At 68.3% G+C, this 15,933-nt stretch carries 19 protein-coding genes and 1 tRNA gene; 9 read left to right on the top strand and 11 right to left on the bottom strand.

The window, feature by feature from the left end; translation table 11 throughout:
• Nucleotides 1–29: 29 nt before the first annotated feature.
• The 4 genes from ilvD to RIN43_RS12980 all read right to left on the bottom strand — a co-directional run bounded on the left by ilvD (nt 30) and on the right by RIN43_RS12980 (nt 5,365).
• Nucleotides 30–1,763: a dihydroxy-acid dehydratase gene (gene ilvD / locus RIN43_RS12995; RefSeq protein WP_309129349.1), complete on the bottom strand. Its 1,734-nt coding sequence runs from the start codon at nt 1,761–1,763 to the stop codon at nt 30–32.
• Between the two features lie 9 nt (nt 1,764–1,772).
• Nucleotides 1,773–2,576 (bottom strand): trehalose-phosphatase, encoded by an 804-nt coding sequence (gene otsB, locus RIN43_RS12990; protein ID WP_309129348.1) that lies wholly within the window; start codon nt 2,574–2,576, stop codon nt 1,773–1,775.
• A 34-nt stretch (nt 2,577–2,610) separates the two neighbouring features.
• Nucleotides 2,611–4,023 (bottom strand): trehalose-6-phosphate synthase, encoded by a 1,413-nt coding sequence (locus tag RIN43_RS12985; protein WP_309129347.1) that lies wholly within the window; start codon nt 4,021–4,023, stop codon nt 2,611–2,613.
• 115 nt (nt 4,024–4,138) lie between these two features.
• Nucleotides 4,139–5,365 carry an MFS transporter gene (locus RIN43_RS12980; protein ID WP_309129346.1) on the bottom strand — a complete coding sequence of 409 codons (1,227 nt, stop codon included), beginning with the start codon at nt 5,363–5,365 and terminating at the stop codon, nt 4,139–4,141.
• Nucleotides 5,366–5,502: 137 nt separating this feature from the next.
• Between RIN43_RS12980 and RIN43_RS12975 the strand changes: the two genes are divergently transcribed.
• Nucleotides 5,503–5,781 carry a hypothetical protein gene (locus tag RIN43_RS12975; protein WP_309129345.1) on the top strand — a complete coding sequence of 93 codons (279 nt, stop codon included), beginning with the start codon at nt 5,503–5,505 and terminating at the stop codon, nt 5,779–5,781.
• Between the two features lie 29 nt (nt 5,782–5,810).
• Here the strand turns inward: RIN43_RS12975 and RIN43_RS12970 are convergent, their stop codons facing one another.
• Genes RIN43_RS12970 through RIN43_RS12960 form a run of 3 tightly spaced genes read right to left on the bottom strand, consistent with a single transcriptional unit; the run spans nt 5,811 to nt 8,417 of the window.
• Complete coding sequence (locus RIN43_RS12970; RefSeq protein WP_309129344.1) at nt 5,811–6,989, bottom strand: acetyl-CoA C-acetyltransferase; 1,179 nt, start codon at nt 6,987–6,989, stop codon at nt 5,811–5,813.
• Nucleotides 6,986–7,639, bottom strand: a complete 654-nt coding sequence (locus RIN43_RS12965) for a CoA transferase subunit B (RefSeq protein WP_309129343.1) — start codon at nt 7,637–7,639, stop codon at nt 6,986–6,988. Before RIN43_RS12965 ends, RIN43_RS12970 begins: the two co-directional genes overlap by 4 nt.
• Nucleotide 7,640: 1 nt before the next feature.
• On the bottom strand, nt 7,641–8,417 hold the full coding sequence (locus RIN43_RS12960) for a CoA transferase subunit A (RefSeq protein ID WP_309129342.1): 777 nt from the start codon (nt 8,415–8,417) through the stop codon (nt 7,641–7,643).
• Between the two features lie 102 nt (nt 8,418–8,519).
• Here RIN43_RS12960 and RIN43_RS12955 point away from each other — a divergent pair, with 102 nt between their 5' ends.
• Genes RIN43_RS12955 through RIN43_RS12940 form a run of 4 tightly spaced genes read left to right on the top strand, consistent with a single transcriptional unit; the run spans nt 8,520 to nt 11,551 of the window.
• A complete protein-coding gene (locus RIN43_RS12955) occupies nt 8,520–9,317 on the top strand; it encodes an IclR family transcriptional regulator (RefSeq protein ID WP_375163749.1) in 798 nt (265 codons plus the stop codon).
• 59 nt (nt 9,318–9,376) lie between these two features.
• Nucleotides 9,377–9,814: a MarR family transcriptional regulator gene (locus tag RIN43_RS12950; protein WP_309129341.1), complete on the top strand. Its 438-nt coding sequence runs from the start codon at nt 9,377–9,379 to the stop codon at nt 9,812–9,814.
• Nucleotides 9,811–11,037 (top strand): MFS transporter, encoded by a 1,227-nt coding sequence (locus tag RIN43_RS12945; protein ID WP_309129340.1) that lies wholly within the window; start codon nt 9,811–9,813, stop codon nt 11,035–11,037. The genes RIN43_RS12950 and RIN43_RS12945 overlap by 4 nt, the downstream gene beginning before the upstream one ends.
• Before the next feature lie 31 nt (nt 11,038–11,068).
• Complete coding sequence (locus RIN43_RS12940; protein WP_309129339.1) at nt 11,069–11,551, top strand: YbaK/EbsC family protein; 483 nt, start codon at nt 11,069–11,071, stop codon at nt 11,549–11,551.
• A 3-nt stretch (nt 11,552–11,554) separates the two neighbouring features.
• Here RIN43_RS12940 and RIN43_RS12935 read toward each other — a convergent pair whose 3' ends face one another.
• Nucleotides 11,555–12,025, bottom strand: a complete 471-nt coding sequence (locus RIN43_RS12935; RefSeq protein WP_309129338.1) for a hypothetical protein — start codon at nt 12,023–12,025, stop codon at nt 11,555–11,557.
• 74 nt (nt 12,026–12,099) lie between these two features.
• Nucleotides 12,100–12,426: a hypothetical protein gene (locus RIN43_RS12930; protein ID WP_309129337.1), complete on the bottom strand. Its 327-nt coding sequence runs from the start codon at nt 12,424–12,426 to the stop codon at nt 12,100–12,102.
• Nucleotides 12,427–12,532: 106 nt separating this feature from the next.
• Between RIN43_RS12930 and RIN43_RS12925 the strand changes: the two genes are divergently transcribed.
• Complete coding sequence (locus tag RIN43_RS12925) at nt 12,533–12,799, top strand: hypothetical protein (protein ID WP_309129336.1); 267 nt, start codon at nt 12,533–12,535, stop codon at nt 12,797–12,799.
• 44 nt (nt 12,800–12,843) lie between these two features.
• Nucleotides 12,844–13,929 (top strand): Rossmann fold nucleotide-binding protein, encoded by a 1,086-nt coding sequence (locus RIN43_RS12920; RefSeq protein WP_309129335.1) that lies wholly within the window; start codon nt 12,844–12,846, stop codon nt 13,927–13,929.
• Between the two features lie 83 nt (nt 13,930–14,012).
• Here the strand turns inward: RIN43_RS12920 and RIN43_RS12915 are convergent.
• Nucleotides 14,013–14,085 (bottom strand) — tRNA-Lys (locus RIN43_RS12915).
• Between the two features lie 127 nt (nt 14,086–14,212).
• Between RIN43_RS12915 and RIN43_RS12910 the strand changes: the two genes are divergently transcribed.
• Nucleotides 14,213–15,031, top strand: a complete 819-nt coding sequence (locus RIN43_RS12910) for an inositol monophosphatase family protein (RefSeq protein ID WP_309129334.1) — start codon at nt 14,213–14,215, stop codon at nt 15,029–15,031.
• 24 nt (nt 15,032–15,055) lie between these two features.
• Nucleotides 15,056–15,631, top strand: coding sequence for a hypothetical protein (locus RIN43_RS12905; RefSeq protein WP_309129333.1), 576 nt, complete (start codon nt 15,056–15,058; stop codon nt 15,629–15,631).
• A gap of 38 nt (nt 15,632–15,669) precedes the next feature.
• On the opposite strand, the gene RIN43_RS12900 is transcribed toward RIN43_RS12905, so the two are convergent.
• Nucleotides 15,670–15,867 carry a hypothetical protein gene (locus RIN43_RS12900; RefSeq protein ID WP_309129332.1) on the bottom strand — a complete coding sequence of 66 codons (198 nt, stop codon included), beginning with the start codon at nt 15,865–15,867 and terminating at the stop codon, nt 15,670–15,672.
• Nucleotides 15,868–15,933 lie beyond the last annotated feature (66 nt).

Here is a 15,933-nt window from a genome sequence, read left to right as displayed (position 1 = left end):
CATTCCGCCGGAGAAGGCGGATGCGGTACTCAACCGGTCGTCGCGCCCTCTGCTGCAGAGCGCACGAGACGGGAGTACTTGGCAAGGACGCCACGGGTATAGCGCGGAGGAAGGGGCTCCCAGCCGGAGCGGCGGGAGTCCAGCTCTGCCTCCTCGACGAGTAGCTCGAGGGAGCGAGCCGCGATATCGACCCGTATCAGATCACCATCGCGCACGAAGGCGATGGGACCAGCGTCCACCGCTTCGGGTGCTATGTGGCCGATGCACAGGCCGGTTGTGCCGCCTGAGAATCGTCCGTCTGTCAAGAGTAGTACATCTTTTCCGAGCCCCGCGCCCTTGATGGCGCCGGTGATCGCGAGCATCTCGCGCATGCCGGGGCCTCCCTTGGGCCCCTCGTAGCGGATCACCACCACGTCGCCCGCGTTGATCTCGCCCGCGGCCAGCGCGTCCATGGCGGCGCGCTCGCGCTCGAAGACGCGGGCAGGGCCCTCGAAGACGTCGGCGTCGAAGCCGGCCGACTTCACGACGGCTCCCTCGGGCGCCAGCGAACCGTGCAGGATCGTGATACCCCCGGAGGCGTGGATCGGGTTGTCGAAGGTGTGGATGACCTCGCCGTCGATCGGGTCGGGGTTCAGCTCGCGCAGGTTCTCGGCGACGGTCTTGCCGGTCACGGTGAGGGCATCGCCGTGGATGAGCCCCTCATCCAGCATGGCCTTCATGATCACCGGGATCCCGCCGTGCCGGTCGACGTCGTTCATCACGTACTTGCCGAACGGCTTCATGTCGGCGATGTGCGGCGTCTTGTCGCCGATGCGGTTGAAGTCGTGCAGGCTCAGCTCGATCTCGGCCTCTCGCGCGATGGCGAGCAGGTGAAGCACGACGTTGGTGGAACCCCCGAGCGCCATCGCCAGCGCGATCGCGTTCTCGAACGACTCCTTGGTGAGGATGTCCTTCGTGGTGATGCCCTGACGCAGCAAGTTCACCACGGCCTCGCCCGAGCGGTGGGCGTAGTAGTCGCGACGGCGGTCGGCAGACGGCGGAGCTGCCGAGCCCGGCAGGCTGAGGCCGAGCGCCTCGGCCACTGACGCCATCGTGTTCGCCGTGTACATGCCGCCGCAGGCGCCCTCACCGGGAGCGAATGCGCATTCGATGCGCTTCAGGTCCTCCTCGGACATCCGACCGGCCCGACAGGCGCCGACGCCCTCGAAGGAGTCGATGATGGTGATGTCCTTCTCGGTGCCGTCAGAGAGCTTCACCCAGCCGGGTGCGATCGACCCGGCGTAGAGGAACACGCTCGACAGGCCCAGACGCGCGCTCGCCATGAGCATGCCGGGGATCGACTTGTCGCAGCCGGCCAGCAGGACGGTGCCGTCTAGGCGCTCGGCCATGATCACGGTCTCGACGGAGTCCGCGATGACCTCGCGCGAGACGAGCGAGAAGTGCATGCCCTCGTGCCCCATGGAGATGCCGTCCGAGACCGAGATGGTGCCGAACTGCAGCGGATAGCCGCCGCCGGAGTGCACGCCCTCCTTCGCGCCCTGCGCGAGCCGATCGAGGCTCAGGTTGCAGGGGGTGATCTCGTTCCAGCTCGAGGCGATGCCGATCTGCGGCTTGTCCCAGTCGGCGTCGCCCATCCCGACGGCGCGAAGCATCCCGCGGGAGGTGGTCGCCTCGATGCCGTCGGTGACGACGCGGCTGCGGGGCTTGATGTCTATGTCAGCGGAGGCGCCGGGCGCGCCGGTGGAGGCTTCGTGAGAGGACATGACGGAAGTCTATTCCCGCTGCGACGCCCGTTCCGTCGCGATGACACCCAGGAGCGCGGCCATCTTCTGTGGGGAGTCCACACGCAGCGTCGCCGCAGTCTCTCCCGGCCCCACCCTGACGCCGAGATCCCCGGGGCCGAGCGCTCGCAGGGCGTCCTCATCGGTGACGTCGTCGCCGGCGAAGAGAATGCCGTCGGCGCCGAACCTCTCGCGCAGGCGCGCGATGGCCGAGTCCTTGCCCTCATGGCGGTACGAGTACTCCAGGATCCGGTCGCCGACACGACGCCGCCAGTGTCCGGCTCGCTGTGCCATCACCTCGTCCACTGCCGCGAACGCCCGCTGCTCCACCACGGAATCCGCGCGGCGGCCGTGGATGCCGATCCCGAGCGTCTTGCGCTCCAGGCGCATCCCGGGGAAGTCGCCGAGCAGCTTCTCGATCTCATCGGAGAGCGCCCCGCGCAGACCGTCGCCTTCCGCATCGGCGAGGTCGGCGCTGTCCGCCTCCCCCTCGCCCGGAAACCAGTACTGCGCCCCGTGCGAGCCGGCGAGCGCGATCGGCGAGTCGTCGTCGTGTTCGGCGATCTCGCGCAGATGCACCAGGCTGCGCCCCGAGACGAAGGCGACGGTGGTGTCCGGCAGCACCGAGAGCGCGGCCAGCGCATCGGCGACCTCCGGGACCGCGCGCGCCGCCATGGGATCGGGGACCAGCTCTGAGACCGTGCCGTCGAAGTCGAGAGCGATCACGAGGCGGGGCGTGCGTGCGATCGCGAGGACGGCATCGTCAGATGTCTCCGGGTTCCACTCTCTGGTCACGTCTGCTCCTCGTTCCTTCCGCGTACGGCTTGTCTCAGGCACGGGCCGCACGGTCGTGGCGGGCGGTTTCGAGCGCACGGAGGAATGAGCTGGACCACGCGTCCACGTCGTTCTCGAGCACCCGCTTGCGCAGCGAGCGCATGCGCTTGCCCTGCTCGGCCGCCGGCATCTCGATCGCGGTCATGATCGCGTCCTTGAGCCCCTCGATGTCGTGTGGATTGACGCGCACGGCCTGCCGCAGCTCGTCGGCCGCCCCCGTGAACTCGCTGAGCACCAGGACGCCGCGATTGTCGGCCCGCGTGGCGACGTACTCCTTCGCCACGAGGTTCATTCCGTCACGCAGCGCCGTCACGAGCATCACGTCCGCCGCCAGATACATCGCGACCATCTCCTCTCGGGGGAAGCCGTGGTGCAGGTAGCGGATCGCCGTATGCCCGAGCGTGTCGTGGTCGCCGTCGATCCGGCCGATCGCGAGTTCGATCTCGTCACGCAGATGGACGTAGGCGTCGACGCGCTCGCGGCTGGGGCTGGCGACCTGCACGAAGGTGACGTCCTCGACCGACACGCGCCCCTGATCGAGCAGCTCTCCGAAGGCCTTGATGCGGTGCCCGATGCCCTTCGTGTAATCGAGCCGGTCGACACCGAGCAGGACCTTCTTCGGGTTGCCGAGGCCCTCGCGTATCTCGGCCGCGCGCGCCCGGATGTCCGGTCGCTGTGCGAGTTCCCGGTAGGGGGCGGTGTCGATGGAGATCGGGAAGGCTCTCGCGACGGTGCGACGGCCCTCTGGCAGCGACACAGAGGAGGATTTGACCTCGTACCCCAGGCGACGCTTGACCGCGGCGAGGAAGTTCGCGGTGTCCTGAGCCCGCTGGAACCCGATCACGTCCGCGCCGAGCAGGCCTCGCAACACCTGATCGCGCCACGGCAGCTGGGCGTAGAGGCTGTGAGCGGGAAAGGGGATGTGGTGGAAGTACCCGATGACGACATCGGGACGCAGGGCGCGCACCATCTCGGGGACAAGCTGCAGCTGGTAGTCGTGCACCCACACCGTGCCTCCCGGCGCGACGGCATCCGCAGCCGCTTCCGCGAAGCGTCGGTTCACGCTCATGTAGGCCTCCCACCATTCGCGGTGGTAGGCCGGCGGCGCGATCACGTCGTGGTACAGCGGCCAGATCGTGTCGTTCGAGAAGCCTTCGTAGTACTCGGCCACCTCCTGCTCGCTCAGCGGCACTGGCACGAGCCGGATGCCGCCCGCCTCGAAGGGCTCCAGCGACAGGTCGGCCTGCCCTGCCCAGCCCACCCAGGCGCCTTTCGCCGTACGCATCATCGGTTCGAGTGCGGCGACCAGCCCTCCTGGAGACGTGCGCCATGTCTCCTCCCCGTCTACGGTCACGACCCGGTCGACGGGCAGGCGGTTGGCGACGACGACGAACTCAGCGGCGGTCATGGAACTCCTCTTGGCTCTGAGCTCCCAGGCTACCGATCGCGCACCGCCAGGGCCCCGGGCTTGCGCTGAAGGCATGGAGGGTGGCAAGGGCGGTATGAGGCGTGCGGTCCGGCCCTCACCGCTGCGGGCGCGGTGTCAGCATCCAGTTGCCGACTCCTGCCGCCACGACGACCGCCGAGGCGACGAGCGGCATCAGCAGCGCGGCGCCGGTGCTGGTGCTCTCGGCCAGGTCTCCGGTGACCGCCGCAGCGATCGATTGACCGACGACGACACCGGATCCGAGCATCGTCATCACCGTCGCCGAACGACCGAGTGGACTGCGCGCGGCCGCCAGGCTGTACAGCGACACCAGCGTCGGCCCGACGCCGATGCCCAGCAGCGCGAGCGCCAGGAGCATCCCGGCGACGGTCGATGCCGTGGCGAACAGCAGGGAGCCTGCCAGCAGGATCCCGCCGAAGACGAGCCAGCGTGCCCTGAGGCTGAACCGCGGCGGGAGCCAGGCGACCCCGAGCGCGAGTATCGCCGACCCGATGCCCATCACGCCGTACAAGAGCCCTGCCTGCTCTGCAGAGCCGAGGTCGGCCATGAAGGCCGTCAGCGAGGTCAGCGCTGCGCCGAAGAACAGCCCGACGCCTGTGATTCCGACCACCACGACCAGCAGCGCCGGCCGGAACAGCTCGGAGGCCGATGACGGCGCGGCGCCCGAACCGTCGCGGGTGACGGACACATGGCGGCCGGTCGGATGCAGCGCGAACGCGCCGACGAAGAACAGAGTGAGGAGTGCGGCCGCGACGATCGGCGCCCACGGGGCGATCAGCGATGCGAGAGCACCGACCAGGAAGGGACCGAAGACGAAGACGGTCTCGTCGGCGGCGGACTCGTAGGACATGGTCGCCGAGGTGGTTCGCTCGTGCTGCGCGGAGGGCATCCGCTCGTCGATGATCGTCACCAGTCGGGATCGCGACATCGGTGAGACCTGCGGCGCGGTCGCGCCGATCGCGAAGGCGGAGAGCAGCACCAGCGGATCCGCGGCCGGACTGTAGACCACTGCGGCGAAGACCGCCAGCATGGTCGCGTTGAGTACAGCGGCGGCCGTCAGCACGCGCCTCTGCCCGAAGCGATCGGCGGCTGCTCCGAGGAAGGGTCCGATCAGCGCCGTGCCGAGACCGACGGCCGCCGACGTGAGGCCTCCGAGCGACAGCGAGCCACGAGCCGAGACGACGACTGTCAGCACGCCGACGACCATCATGGCGAACGGCAACCGCGCGACGAACGCGATCACGAAATACGGTAGCCCTGCCAGGCGCAGCAGGCTCGGAGAAGTGGAAAGTGTCTGTGTCATGGCTCTCGCGCGCGACGTGGAGGCGCGGGGTAGGGTGCCGCCGCTGTCCGTCGGGGAGCCGACGGCCGGTAGATACACAGTTGTACGTCTGTCAACCCTACCCGAGGCAGCTGGGTGCCCTCAGGTAGCGTGGGGGCATGCGCTACATCCTTCGCACCGGACTCTTCAGCGCCATCAGCACTGGCTACGCTCTGCTGCGCGGCACACGCGGCAAGCCGATCACGTGGCGTGCGGCGTTGGGCTGGATCAGCTGGGCCATCACCTTCGCCCTCGCAATCGGCGCGGTCAAGGATCTGCGCCGGCAGGAGCGCGGGCTTCCGGTCGCCATGGACTCCCCGTTCGCGCCGAAGCCCGACAAGCGCGAGATGCGCGAGAAGCGGCGTGATGAGGTGCGCCGCATCTCAAACGAGCGCTGAGCCCCCCAGCTGGCGCGCGCTTTCTCCCCTCAGCGAGTGAGGACGAGCGCTTCACCCTGCCCGCCGCCGCCGCACAACGCGGCGACCGCTGTGCCGGTGCCGCGTCGTGCCAGCTCATGCGCGAGGTGCACGACGAGTCGTGCCCCGCTCGCACCGATCGGATGACCGATCGCGATACCGCCCCCGTGGATGTTGACGATGTCGGCGCCGAGCGAGAGCTCCCGCTGGGAACGTGCGACGACGGCGCCGAACGCCTCGTTGATCTCGACCAGATCGAGCCTGGTGACGTCGATGCCCTGCTTCTGGAGCGCGCGCTCGATGGCGCGAGCGGGTTGCGCCTGCAGAGAGTTGTCGGGCCCTGCCGTCTGTCCACTGGCACCGATGACAGCCAGCACCGGCCAACCCTTCGTCTCGGCGTTCTCGCGGGTGGTGACCACCACCGCCGAGGCGCCGTCGGAGATCTGCGAGGAGTTCCCGGCCGTGATGCTCCCTCCCTCGGAGAATGCGGGTCGCAGTCCCGCCAGAGTCTGCACAGTCGTCTCAGGGCGCACGCCCTCGTCTGCCGTCAGCACGATCGGATCGCCCTTTCGCTGCGGCACCGTCACGGGGACGATCTCCGCGTCGAAGACGCCATCCCGCTGCCCTGCCGCAGCGCGCTGGTGCGAGCGGGCCGCGACCTCGTCCTGCAGCTCACGCGTCATCTCGTAACGCGGGTTGTGCCGCTCGGTCGACGCGCCCATGCTCTCGCGGTCGTACGCGTCGGTGAGGCCGTCGTAGGCCATGTGATCGAGCACCTCGACACTGCCGTAGGTCCAGCCGTCGCGCGAACCCACCAGCAGGTGCGGCGCCCTGGTCATGGATTCCATGCCCCCCGCCACGACTGTGATGGCGTCGCCGGTGCGGATCATCCGCGCAGCGTCGATGACCGCGGTCAGCCCCGAGAGGCAGACCTTGTTGACCGAGCTCGCCGGAACGTCCCAGCCGATGCCGGCTCCGACCGCGGCCTGACGAGCGGCGTTCTGCCCGGACCCGGCCGCCAGCACCTGCCCCATGATGACGGCGTCGACCTCAGTGGGGTCGACAGCGGCCTGCTCGAGGGCACCGCGGATCGCGAAAGCGCCGAGCTGCGGGGCGGTGAACGGAGCCAGCTGTCCCTTGAGCCGCCCCTGCGGCGTTCGTGCCGCTGCCACGATGACGATGTCGCTCATGAGTCCTCCTTCAATGCCGCCGGCACGATGAGCGCCGGCTCGGTCGCGTCGACGACGTCCTGCACCGACACGCCCGGCGCGGTCTCGACGAGCGTCAGACCATCGGAAGTCACATCGATCACAGCGAGGTCGGTGATGATCCTGTCGACCACTCCCCTGCCGGTGAGGGGAAGTGAGCATTCGTTCACGATCTTCGCGGAGCCGTCCTTGGCCACGTGCTCCATCAGCACGATGACCCGGCCCGCACCGTGTACGAGGTCCATGGCGCCGCCCGGGCCCTTCACCATCTTGCCGGGGATCATCCAGTTCGCCAGGTCGCCGAATGCCGACACCTGCATGGCGCCGAGAATGGCCGCGTCGATCTTGCCGCCGCGGATCATCCCGAAGCTCGTCGCGGAGTCGAAGTAGGCGGCGCCGGGAAGAACGGTGACCGTCTCCTTGCCTGCGTTGATCAGGTCTGGATCGACGTGCTCCTCGGTCGGGTACGGACCGACGCCGAGGATGCCGTTCTCCGACTGCAGTACGACCGTGACCCCGTCAGGCACGTGGTTGGGGACCAGCGTCGGCAGTCCGATGCCGAGATTCACGTACGAGCCGTCGCTGAGCTCGCGGGCCGCGCGGGCTGCCATCTGATCGCGGGTGAGCGCCATGTCAGTCTCCTTCGCTGCTGCGCACGGTGCGCCGTTCGATGCGCTTCTCGATGGCGCTGCCGACCTCGACGATGCGATGCACGTACACTCCCGGCAGGTGAACCCGATCGGGATCGATCTCCCCGGGTTCGACGAGCTTCTCGACCTGCACGATGCACACCCGGCCCGCCATCGCGGCGAGCGGGTTGAAGTTCCTGGCGGCTTTGTTGAAGACGAGGTTGCCGTGCCGGTCGCCCGCCACGGCGTGCACGAGGGCGTAGTCGGTCGTGATCGACTCCTCCAGTACGAACTCCCGCTGCTCTCCTCGGTGTTCGAACGTGCGCACCTCCTTCACCGGCGATGCGATCGCGATGCTGCCGTCGGGGTCGTACCTGCGCGGAAGTCCGCCTTCGGCCACCTGAGTGCCGACGCCGGTCTGCGTGAAGAACGCCGCGATCCCGGCGCCTCCGGCGCGCAGCTTCTCGGCAAGCGTGCCCTGCGGTGTGAGCTCGAGCTCGAGGTCGCCCTCGAGGAACTGTCGCTCGAACTCCTTGTTCTCCCCCACGTACGACGAGGTCATCTTGCGGATCCGCGTCGAGGCGAGCAGTATCCCGAGGCCCCAGTCGTCCACCCCGCAGTTGTTGCTCACCACGCTGAGGTCACCGGTGCCTTGGGCGTGCAGGGCTTCGATCAGCGCCATCGGGTTACCGGACAGGCCGAACCCGCCGACGGCGATGGACGCACCGTCGGGGATGTCCGAGACCGCTTCTGCGGCGGACGGCCACTGCTTGTCGATCACGCACCACTCCTTCGTGTCGGGTGTCTCCAGCATCCGCCCGCGGCGACGCGACGGCAAGCGGATGCTTGCGATGTGGGCTCTCCAGCCAGTAGCGTCCACATCGTGGGATCCGTGCCAAGCCGTTCACGCGCCGTGCCGGGCGCACAGGCCGTGGCACGCGCCGCCTCGCTGCTGCGGCTGGTGACTGCCCGCGGGGACGGCGTCTCGCTGCAGCAGCTGGCACAGGAGGCCGGCCTCAGCCGCTCCACCGCGCACCGGCTGCTCTCGGCGTTGCGGGTGGAGGGGCTCGTCGATCAGGATGACGCCAGTTCGCTGTGGATGCCGGGTCCTGAGCTCTACCTGATGGGAACCGTCGCTGCGGCGCGGTACGACGTGACAGAACTGGCAAGGGACATCGTGCGCTCGCTGGCCGTGAAGACGGAGGAGAGCGCGTTCTTCTCCGTACGGCGCGCCGATGAGACGGTGTGTCTGCTGCGGGAGGAGGGATCGTTCCCGATCCGCTCCTTCGTGCTCAGCGAAGGGGTGCGGTTCCCACTGGGGGTGGCCAGCGCGGGGCTGGCGATCCTCGCATTCCAGACTGACCACGATGTGGATGCGTATCTGGAACGCCACCCCGAGCTGCCCGAGCGCTGGGGCGGGGCGCATGCAGGAGCGCCCCTCCGCGCCCGGCTGCGTGAGACCAGGGAACGCGGATATGCGGTCAATCCCGGACTCATCGTCAGCGGCTCCTGGGGTATGGGTGCGGCGGTCTTCGACCGCGACGGTCGCCCGGAGTGGGCGCTCAGCCTGACGGGGGTCGAGTTCCGGTTCGGTCCCGATCGGCTGCCTCAACTCGGCCGCACGCTGCTCTCGCACGCGCATCAGCTCTCTTCGCGCATCGCCGGTGCGCGCCGCGGCTGACGCCTCCGCATCCGGACGCCGTCGGCCAATTACATACGTACTGATATATACTGATTGGTATGCAAAGAGCGGAGGTCATCCCCTCGATCGTGCTGTCGGCGCATGCGCTGGCGCGGATCGCAGCACAGGACGCCGGAAGCGAGGCTCCAGCGGCGCAATGGCGAGTGCTGAGCCTTCTCGAACACCGAACGGGTATGCGCATCGGTGAGCTGGCCCGGGCCGCGAGGACCACGCAACCGGGCATGACCCGCCTGATCGGCGACCTCGAACGCGCTGGTCTCGTGCGCCGAGGCACGGATGCCGCCGACTCCCGCGCGACACTCGTCTCGCTGACCGAGCATGGCCTCGAGTCGCTGACGGCGTGGCGAGCGGAGTTCCGCGACACTCTCGCACCCCGCTTCTCCGATCTCACAGATCGCGACTGGGAAGCGCTCGAGACCGCGGCCAGGCTGCTCGCGACGCACGCGACGGAGAAGGAAACAGGAGAGGACGAATGAGCGCAACACCCGCGGGATCGATCTGGAGGCAGCCAGGACAGGTCTGGGCGGTCGCATTCGCGTGCGTGGTCGCCTTCATGGGCATCGGGTTGGTCGATCCGATCCTGCCCGCCATCGCCGAATCGCTGCAGGCATCGCCGTTCGAGACCGAGCTGCTGTTCACCAGCTACCTCGTGGTCACCGGCCTGGCGATGCTGGTCACCAGCTGGATCTCCAGCCGTATCGGCGCGAAGGCCACTCTGCTCACAGGGCTCGCCCTGATCGTCGGCTTCTCGCTGCTGTGTGCACTCAGCGGCAGCGTCGACGCGGTCATCGGCTTCCGCGCGGGCTGGGGACTCGGCAACGCGCTGTTCATCTCCACCGCGCTCGCGACCATCGTCGGCGCCGCCTCCGGCGGCAGCGCGGCCGCCATCGTGCTGTACGAGGCGGCATTGGGCCTCGGCATCGCTGTCGGCCCGCTGCTGGGCGGACTGCTCGGCGAGGTCAGCTGGCGCGGCCCGTTCTTCGGCGTCGTGGCGCTCATGGCGATCGGGTTCGTCGCCGTGCTCGTCCTCGTTCGCAGTGGCGACGAGAAGCGGATGCCGATGCCGTTCTCCGCGCCCTTCCGCGCGCTGCGTCGTCCTGCGCTGGCGGTGCTGGCGATCGCGGCGCTGTTCTACAACATCGGGTTCTTCGTGCTGCTGGCCTTCTCGCCGTTCCCGCTCGGCTTCGGCGCGATGGGCATCGGCCTCACGTTCTTCGGCTGGGGCGTCGCCCTCGCCGTCACCAGCGTCTGGGTCGCCCCTGCGCTCATGCGGCGCACGTCGCGCACCGCGATCATCTTGACGACGCTGCCGCTGCTCGCGGTCGATCTTGTGGCGGCCGGCCTGGTCGTCGAGAGCCCAGCGGCTCTCGTGGTGTGCATAATCGCAGGCGGCCTGCTCCTTGGCATCATGAACACCGTTCTCACCGAAGCCGTCATGGAGGCCACGGATCTGCCCCGCTCCGTCGCCTCGTCGGCGTACTCAGCCGTCCGCTTCCTGGGCGGAGCGATCGCGCCGCCCGCGGCAGCGGCACTCGCGCACGCCTTCGGCGACACCGTCCCGTACCTGTTCGCCGCCGGCGCCGTGCTCGTCGCCGCGGCTGTCATCCTGGTCGGACGCGGCACACTGGCGCACATCGACGACGAGGGCGAGGGCGTTGCCGAGGACGCTGCCGCTATCCTCGTGGGTGACGCCACCTGAGGGCGTCCGATCGATGGAGGAGACGCACCGCATGAGCACCGCCGAAGCCCTTCCGGCCCGGAGCAGGATCGTGCAGGAGCATCTCACCGCGGCCGGCGTCGACACGACCGTCGTCGTGCTGCCCGCCTCGGCGCGCACCGCGGCTGAGGCGGCGACGGCAGTGGGGTGCCCTGTCGGCGCCATCGCGAACAGCCTGGTGCTCGTGGCCGATGACGTGCCGATCCTCGTGATGACCAGCGGCGCGCACCGCGTGGACTTCTCGGTGCTGGCTCTCAGCATCGGGGCCGCCTCGGTCGCCATGGCGCCCGCCACTCTCGTTCGGGAGGCGACGGGGCAGGCGATCGGCGGCGTGGCGCCCGTCGGACATCCCCAGCGCCTGCGCACCTACCTCGATGAGGATCTGCGGGCGTACGAACAGATCTGGACCGCGGGTGGAACACCGCACACAGTGATGCCGCTGACCTTCACTCAGCTGGAGAAGCTCACCGGTGGCTCCGCGATCCGCGTGGCGTGAGAATCACTCGACCATCAGGTCGTCGATCTCGAGATCCTCGTCGAGCAGACAGTAGATGGTGAGATCCGGGTACTCCTCGGGTGCGACGTAGAGCAGCGTCATCCCGCCGTCGCCGAACACGACGACACCGTCGAGTGCGAGGTCTTCGCGCAGCGTCTTCTGCTCCGCGTCGAGGTCGACGTCATCGTCACCTTCGAATGCCGCATCCGTGAGCTCCTCGGCCACCTCGCTCTCCCTGGCATCGAGCACCTCCTGGGTGAGCCTGGCCAGGGAATGCCGGACCGTCTCCTGCATGGCGTCCATGTCAGGCAGGTCCTCGGGGTCGAGATCGACATCGTCATCGTCGAGGTCGTCGTCTCTTTCGAAGTCCTCGTCGAACTCGTACTCGACGGTCACACGCCGGCCGCCGGGAAGCTCGACCGTCGCGGTGAGCGCACCGTCTTCATCCGTGTCGATGTCGTCGAGTTCGATCATGAGAACCTCCTCGTTCGCCATGATCTCACCGCTCGGCGCATGACGGAAGAGCCCGGTAGGCGTCGATGCATCCATCACATGGTCGCCGGCTCTTGGGAGACCTGGCTGGCGATGCCGTCGAGAAGCAGCTCGCCCGTCGCATTCAGATGCTCCATCAGGAGGTGGATGCGCCGTGGGTCGACCGGATGGTCCTGATCGGTGTCGAAGCCGAACTGCAGGGGGATGGCCGGATGGATCCAGGCGGAGCGTCTCTGATTCACCGCATCGTCGATCGGCCGCCACGTCATCATGAAGCTCTCCTGACGCCGGAGCTTGGTGGAGATGACGATCTTCAGGTGCACGAGGGTCGCGTCGTCGATGACGATCTCGTCGCCCGAACCGTCGTACTTCATTCTGCCCATAAAGGACACAGTAAACCTCGCGAACGCGGACGACACCATTGCCACCACTTCCCGTCGTCCGCAACCCCCATCGCGCACCGGGGGAGGCATCGATAATGTGCTGGCCATGGGGGCACAGACGATGATGCGGACACTGATCGCGATCGATGGCGAGAGATTCCTGCTCGGTGCCGATGAAGACGTGGGCGAACTCAAGCGCCGGATCGAGGAAGCCGTCCAGGCGGGCGGTCGATTCGTGGACTTCGAAGCCGAGAGCTCGACGATGAGCGTGCTCATCTCTCCGCGCAGCGCGGTCACCGTGGTGGGGATGATCGGACATGATCCGTCGTTCCCCGACGTCGACCCTCCCGGGATCGGACTGCCCGATTACTGACGACCGCCCGGGCAGCGGCGCGTCGCTCGCCTAGGGTCGATGGCATGAGAAGAACGCGCGGAGCTGTCGTCGACGTCGACTCCCTCTCGGACTTCGATCGGCGCGTCTCGTTCGGGGTGCGATCTCTTCGCGGCTGGCGGATGCACTCCCTCGACCTCAGGGACCGCCGCACCGCTCTCCGCTCCGTTGACGTCGCCGGCGCGCTGTTCCTGGGGTGCGACCTCCTCCCCGAGGATGAGCAGTCGATCCGCGCCCGCGGCGCGGCCGTCTTCCCGTCCGTTCCGGAGGCGCCCGTCGACGCGTACAGGACCACGCTCTACACGCCCCATGAGCTATACGGGGCGGCGGGATACACGGGCAGCCCGGACGCACGCATCTACGCATGGTCGCAGCGGGAGAGCACTCGCGATGCCGCGCTGGCGCAGGCGTTGCACGACCACAGTGTCGGAATCGCGCTGTCGAGGTGGATCGCCAGTCACCGTCTGGTGGGTGTGATGGGCGGACACAAGGCGGTGCGCGGGCAGACGGCGTACGCGCAAGGAGCCGAACTGGGCTGGCTGCTGTCTCAGACGCACACCGTGGCGACCGGTGGCGGTCCCGGCGCGATGGAGGCGGCCAATCTCGGCGGGTATCTCGCCCGCTACGGGAGCGCGGCGCTCACGGAGGCCGTGCGGGAACTGGCGAGCGTGCCGAGCTTCACGCCCGACACCGGCGCATGGGCGGACGCGGCGTTCCGGGTACGGGACCTGTTCCCGGACGGCGCCGATTCGCTCGGCATCCCGACGTGGCACTACGGTCACGAACCCCCGAACGTCTTCGCGAGCGTGCTTGCGAAGTACTTCCACAACGCCCAACGGGAGGCGATCCTGCTGGAGATCTGTCAGGGCGGCGTCGTGTTCCTCCCCGGAGCCGGCGGCACGGTGCAGGAGATCTTCCAGGACGCGTGTGAGAACTTCTACGCGGATGAGTCCTCGGTCGCGCCCATGGTGCTCATCGGCCGGAGCTACTGGACCGAGGACTATCCGGCCTGGCCGCTGCTGCGCGCACTGTCAAGAGGGCGACCGATGGAGCAGCACGTGCACCTGGTCGACTCGGTGCAGGAGGCTGCGGCCATCGTCGCGGCCGTCTGATGTCGCCACCGCTGCTGAATCCCGTCTCACAAGCGGATGCGAAAAAGCCCCGGAAACCGGCGAGAGTTTCCGAGGCTGATCCGTGCACCCCCAGGGACTTGAACCCTGAACCCACTGATTAAGAGTCAGTTGCTCTGCCGATTGAGCTAGAGGTGCGTGGTCCGGAATGTTCCCCGACCGAGGAATTACGTTACCAGGACGGAGAGGGCGAGCCAAATCCGCTCCGTCCGCCGGGCGCGTTGCGGACGCGGAGCGCGTCGCTCCCGCCGACTATCCTGATGGGGTGACCTCCGCCCCCACTCCCGCCCGCCTCCGCACTGATCTTCAGGCCGATCTCGCGCTGGCCCTCCGGCTCGCCGACGCGGCCGACGCGCAGACGCTGCCGCGGTTCGACGCATCCGACCTGGAGGTCTCCACGAAGGCCGACCGCTCGCATGTGACCGATGCGGACCTGGCCGCCGAGAAGGCGGTGCGATCGCTGCTCGCCGTCGAGCGTCCGACCGACGGCGTCTTCGGCGAGGAGTACGGCGCGGAAGGCGACACCCGCCGTCAGTGGATCATCGATCCGATCGACGGCACCGCGAACTTCCTGCGGGGCGTGCCGCTCTGGGGCACCATGATCGCCCTCGCGATCGACGGAGTCCCTCGGCTCGGGGTCGTCAGCATGCCCGCACTCGGGCGCCGCTGGTGGGGAGCCACCGGACTCGGCTCGTGGACGGCCGCAGCCGGATCACCGCGGCGCATCAGCGTGTCGAAGGTGGACGCGCTGGAACAGGCGAGTGTCAGCTTCCAGAGCATCACGCAGTGGGCTGACGCCGGCAGGCTCCCCGAGCTTCTCGCACTGGCCGACCGGGTGTGGCGCGACCGCGCGTACGGCGACGTCTACAGCTACATGCTCCTCGCCGAGGGGCGAATCGACATGGTCGCCGAGTTCGACGTCAAGGAGTACGACATCGCCGCAGCCGTCGCCATCGTGCGCGAGGCCGGAGGCACGATGACCGCCTTCGACGGAGCTGAGTCGATCTCCGACCGCTCGGCGCTCGCCACGAACGGCGTGCTGCACGATTCCTTCCTGTCCCTGCTGCGTGAAGCGCGACGCTGACCGCCTGCACAGAATCCACGATCGATGAGAACTCCCCTCCCCCTCGCCTTCGGCGCGCTGCTGGCCGTGGTCGCCCTCAGCGCCTGCAGCGCCCCTGCCCAGTCCGATGACTCACGCACCCCGGCGCCGAAGCCGCCTGCATCCGAATCGCCCGCCCCGGTGGTGACCACCGAGCCCGTCGACGAGATGACTCCGGCCCCTTCTGCGATACCGGCATGCGACACGATCATCACCGAGGGCACGGTCGAGGCACTGTCGTCCGAGGGTTGGACCGCCAAGCAGGAGGAGTTCCGCATCGGCGACACGGCTCTGGAGGGCGGGCTGCTGTGCTTGTGGTCGGACTACAGCACGGCATCCGATCACGGTCAGATGTACGCCTGGGCTCCTCTCGATGCGCAGACTGCGGATCCTGCGCAGCGCAGCCTCCAGGCGGAGGGATGGCTGAGGTCCGTCGAAGGCGACAGCGTCTATTTCACCGAGGACCCCGAGTTCGCGATCGCGACCGACGAGAACGGCTTCGGGATGACCTACGAGTTCGGCGACGGCTGGGTCAAGCTCGCCGACACCAAGCAGGGCCTGGTGCTCATCGATTGGCCTTGAACCGCGGCGACCGTTTCAGGCCGCGCATGGCCCCGGGGTCAGCCCTGGCGGCGATTCCAGGAATCGGTGCGCCGCGTCGCCGAACCGGCCTGCCGCATGACCCAGGCGAGAGCCAGGCTGACGGCGAGGATGCCGGCGGTGAAGACCACGCCCTGCGCAGCAGGCAGTCCGTGGGCGATGCCGAGCAGGAAGATGCCTCCGACGAAGAGGATGATGAACACGATGAAGTCGACCACGTCGAATCCTTCCAGGCTGGGGGTGCCTCTCCAGCTTAGCGGTGTCGGCGAGGATGCACGGCTCGC

This window comes from Microbacterium sp. (assembly GCF_031178445.1).
Taxonomy (GTDB): Bacteria; Actinomycetota; Actinomycetes; order Actinomycetales; family Microbacteriaceae; genus Microbacterium.
Note: the sequence above shows the minus strand (reverse complement) of the source record. Positions and strands in the feature narration are given on the sequence as shown.